The 4,310-nt window shown below is 49.0% G+C and carries 5 protein-coding genes; 4 read left to right on the top strand and 1 reads right to left on the bottom strand.

The window, feature by feature from the left end; genetic code table 11:
* Positions 1 to 220: 220 nt before the first annotated feature.
* Positions 221 to 646 carry a nuclear transport factor 2 family protein gene (locus KDK17_RS03560; RefSeq protein ID WP_257274807.1) on the bottom strand — a complete coding sequence of 142 codons (426 nt, stop codon included), beginning with the start codon at positions 644 to 646 and terminating at the stop codon, positions 221 to 223.
* 168 nt (positions 647 to 814) lie between these two features.
* On the opposite strand from KDK17_RS03560, the gene KDK17_RS03555 reads away from it, so the two are divergent.
* The 4 genes from KDK17_RS03555 to KDK17_RS03540 all read left to right on the top strand — a co-directional run bounded on the left by KDK17_RS03555 (position 815) and on the right by KDK17_RS03540 (position 4,254).
* The gene (locus KDK17_RS03555) at positions 815 to 2,176 is read left to right on the top strand and encodes a hypothetical protein (protein WP_257279784.1); all 1,362 of its coding nucleotides are present in this window, start codon (positions 815 to 817) and stop codon (positions 2,174 to 2,176) included.
* A 54-nt stretch (positions 2,177 to 2,230) separates the two neighbouring features.
* Positions 2,231 to 2,896 carry a metallophosphoesterase gene (locus tag KDK17_RS03550; RefSeq protein WP_257279785.1) on the top strand — a complete coding sequence of 222 codons (666 nt, stop codon included), beginning with the start codon at positions 2,231 to 2,233 and terminating at the stop codon, positions 2,894 to 2,896.
* An 80-nt stretch (positions 2,897 to 2,976) separates the two neighbouring features.
* A complete protein-coding gene (locus KDK17_RS03545; RefSeq protein ID WP_257279786.1) occupies positions 2,977 to 3,483 on the top strand; it encodes an 8-oxo-dGTP diphosphatase in 507 nt (168 codons plus the stop codon).
* A gap of 9 nt (positions 3,484 to 3,492) precedes the next feature.
* Positions 3,493 to 4,254, top strand: coding sequence for a sulfite exporter TauE/SafE family protein (locus tag KDK17_RS03540; RefSeq protein WP_257287354.1), 762 nt, complete (start codon positions 3,493 to 3,495; stop codon positions 4,252 to 4,254).
* Positions 4,255 to 4,310: the final 56 nt, after the last annotated feature.

Below are 4,310 nucleotides of genomic sequence, written 5' to 3'. Positions count from 1 at the left end.
TTGACGAAGAAGCAGGAATTTTTAGACCAATTTATTGCAACCGCAGTAGGACAGCATTGAGTCCGACAGGCTGCTAGCGTAATTGATTTTGCGATTGTTGCAATTTTATTTGACTGCTGTTAGTCAGGGAAAAGCCCGCTGCCCCATGCCCCAACCAGAACGGTTAAAAAGTGGAGTGACTCAAGACTAGTACAAGAATGCCTATCTGCTTCAGGGATCGTCAGCTGGCGGGAAAATCGGCTGAGGCCTGACCAATGGGAGAGGAGTGGATATGAGCTATTTTCCATGCTCCCTGATACTGTCTCAAAATATGTGTCGCCCTCAGAAACTGTAGTTCTACCACCGCCCACTCTACATCCCTGAGCCGGGTTTCTAACTGCCAGGTACTGCAGCAGGAAATCTGATCTGGTCCTTCCCAGGCAGACTCTATCCGGTATTTGACGGACAGGATTTCGAACTGGTTGAAGAGGGTTTCATACCAGAATTTCAGAGCTTCATGACCGTTAATCTGAGCACCTTCTGAGCTCCAGAACAGCAGGTCGTCTTCCGGTGCATAATGACCCAGCATACCAGCACTGTCCTGCTGAATGTAGTTTTCAGCCTGCCGATCAAACAATGATCGGATGGTCTCTCTGGTGTCCGCCATGTCGACCCTCTCCTGAATAGTGCCCTGTTCCTAAAATATTCATATAAAACTATAGGTAGAGTCAACGCAGGTTTTTTGACGAAATTTTCATAACCGGATCCAAAAACTTCGGAGCAAACTTCATACCTGTTGCTATGCTTAGGCATTTGGTCAATTGCCCTTTCAGTTATGAAAACACTTCTGAAGCCTCTTTTACTCTTACTGCTGATTCTGACTGGCTGGCAGGCTCAGGCCAATGAAGCCATCGACCTGATCAGAGAATACATTCGTGTCACCTATGGCAAGGATCTGAACATTACCAGTAGCCAGATTGAGCAGCTAAGCTGGGTCATGGATAACCCTGTTGCCACCCCGGAAATGTCGGCGGACCGGCTACCCTCTGACATACACTGGGAAATCCCTCGTGCCCTGTCCCGCCTTTATTCACTCCAGTTGCTGAAGTCCGGTACAGAAAAGGACTACGATGCCTTCATTCTGCCCCAGAAAGATCTGGCTGTGCCGGTCCTGAGCCTTCAGCACTTCAACCAATTGTCTGGGCTGATTCGCGGGCTCGATGAGGAGTCTTACGAAACACTGGCTGCCGCAGCGTTAATCAGTGCCGTCACCCTGTCACCAACTGCCAGGGAGCGAGCGTCGGTAGTTCTTGATACCAAACTACCGGAAGACAGTACTCGGTTCCTTGCGGTAACCGCTGATAAAGCCACCAGCATTTACCCGCTGGCAAAAGAAATTGCCAGAAAATACCGTTCCGACGGTCACAAATTCACCATCGTGTTCCTGTCAGACAGTCATCTGCGACATATGATGTACAACGAAGGTTCACTCAATATGTACAGCACTCTGAAAGAGGGCTTTCGCAGTGGCAAACTGAAGCCTGGAGACCTGAGCCTCTGGTATGCCTACTGGGTAGATAACATTGCCGGCTTCAGGGGGCATGTCAGTGCCAAAGGCTCCCTGTACCTGACGGAGAATACCTTCCGGGCAATGAACCAGATCAAGGTCGAACTGGACAAGCTTCAGAAAGATCCGGATTTTAATCCCATTCCTGCCTATCTGACGGCGCGAGCCCAGTGGCTGAAGCTCTCGAACGATAAAGGGCTGTCTACTCAGGAAGTCGAAGCTCTGGGTGCTCTGGCTGCAATGATGAGATTGTTTACTCCGGAAGAAGGCAGTCTGTTGCTGAAAGCCTTCAGCACGTTGCCCAAAGAGCAAAAGAAACGCTGGGTCGATCATGTTCAGTCTCAGCTTCAGACCACCGACTACGCAACACCGACTTACGCACCTGCGCTAATGGCTAACGCTCTGATTCTCAGCAATCTGGCCGAAACAGTAGAGAAGGTGTTGCCTTTTTACCTGAGTGCTCTGGACGTCGCAGCCCTGGCTAGAAAAACCGGCGAGCTGCCTAAAAGTACACCGTTGTCTTTCAGAGTCTTGGCCAATGACAAACAGGTTAAGATTATACTCAAGTCAGCACCACCCGGGATAGAGATTGATCCAAAAACGGGCTTGGCGACTCTGAAAGGGATCTGACACAACCCCTGCCTGCTTCGAACTCCAGAAGCAATGGATTGCAAAGGAGCTATCATGTTTCTTCAAACCTTCGGCCCCAACTTGTCAGGAAGAGATTTCGCAATCGGTGATCTTCACGGCATGTATGACTTGCTGTTCGAAACCCTGGAGCAAGTGGATTTTGATTTTAAGCTGGATCGTTGTTTCAGTGTGGGAGACCTGATTGACCGGGGACCCGATTCGCCAGGTTGCCTCTCCCTAATCCATGAACCCTGGTTCCATCCTGTCTGCGGCAATCACGAAGATACCCTGCGGACCATTGCCCGAAACCCAGAGTCATCAGCTATTCTGGCAGACTGGGTTCTCAACGGTGGTCGCTGGCATCTTAAAGTGTCTACAAAACAAATGCAGGAGTATGCCAACTGGGTAGATACATTGCCCTACCTGATACTCGTTGAGCAATCTGACGGAAGCAAGTTGGCGATCTGTCACGCAGAATACCCATTAAACCATTGGAATCCTGAGAGCATTGCAAGCAATCCTGAACTGACCCGGCAATTGATGTGGTCAAGAACAAAAGTACAAACCGGGAATACAGACTGGGTTGAAGGTGTGGACCATATTATCTGTGGCCACACCATTGTCGAAAACCCTACGACTCTGGGCAATACCCACTTTATTGATACCGGAGCTTTCAAGTCCAACACTCTGACATTACTGCCATTGTCACAACTCAGGTAATAATGAAAAATTAACAACCCATCTCCAGCAGCTCTGCTTTATAATGAGTAACTGAGGTATCGACAAATCATAAGTCTGACATGCAGCCCATAACCGCCAGAACACTCTCCGACATCGACTGGGAAAGCTGGAAAGCTCAAGATCCTGCTACCCTGACGTTTATCATTAAAAACGATCATATTCTTTTAATTCGCAAAAAGCGCGGACTGGGAGCCGGCAAAATCAATGGGCCCGGCGGCAGGCTTGAAGATGGTGAAACCACGTTGGAGTGCGCAGTGCGAGAAGTTCAGGAAGAACTGAACGTCACCCCGCTGAATATGAACTTTCATGGTGAATGCCTGTTCCAGTTTGTCGACGGCTACTCCATTCATGTCTACGCCTTTTCCGCTTCTGACTATGATGGTATTCCCGAAGAAACCGACGAGGCGATCCCCCTGTGGTTTCATATCAAAGATATTCCTTACGATGAAATGTGGGAGGATGACCGCTACTGGTTACCTCTGCTGATGAAGAAAAAGAACTTTATCGGCCGCTACCTGTTCAACAAGGATAAAATGCTGGATTACGAAATCGAACTCCTCACCTGACATTTCCCCATGTTGTCACCACCGCTGTCATCAGCACCAGAGCTGTCCTTCTTTATAACGGCTATCCCGGCAGTCCTCATTACAGGATTAGGCAAAGGAGGTATGGGTAACGCTCTTGGGATGATTGCTGTACCTCTTATGTCGATATCGATGCCTCCCGTTCAGGCTGCTGCAATCCTCCTACCCTTGCTGTTAGTTATGGACGGATTCGCCATCTGGGGATGGCGGAAGCACGTAGACTGGACTGTGTTCAGGGTCATTATTTTTCCGGGCCTGTTCGGCATTTTTCTGGGCCTGATGATATTTGCATCCCTGAGTGAACGGGCTATCAGAGGCATAATTGGTATCATTGCCATTTTGTTCTGCCTGAACCAATGGTTTGGTGATTACGTTCACTCACCCCATAAGCCCGGCACACTGAGCGGTATTTTCTGGTCAACCGTCAGTGGTTTCACCAGCTTTGGTATTCACTCCGGAGGACCACCGCTGAGTGTTTACATGCTACCGTTGAAGCTGGAAAAGGAATTTCTGGCAGGCACCATGGCTATTTTTTTTGGCTCTCTCAATCTGATAAAGTGTCCTGCCTATGCAGCCCTTGGCCAGTTCACCGCAAACAACCTGCTACTGTCCTCTTTGTTAGTACCTGTTTGCCCCCTGGGTGTCTGGCTTGGAATGAAGATGGTTAAAGCAATCTCTACTGACTTTTTTTACAAGGTTTTGTACGTCTGTCTTTTCATAACCGGACTCAAGCTCCTTACCGACTTATTCTGATAGCTAGCAGCCTGTCGGACTTAAGCGTCCGTAGCGAGGATTGCAAGAAATTGAGG

It is taken from the genome of Endozoicomonas sp. SESOKO2 (genome assembly GCF_024606245.1).
Taxonomy (GTDB): domain Bacteria; phylum Pseudomonadota; class Gammaproteobacteria; order Pseudomonadales; family Endozoicomonadaceae; genus Endozoicomonas_A.
The sequence above is the reverse complement of the archived record's forward strand: the minus strand, read 5'-3'. Positions and strand labels throughout refer to the sequence as shown.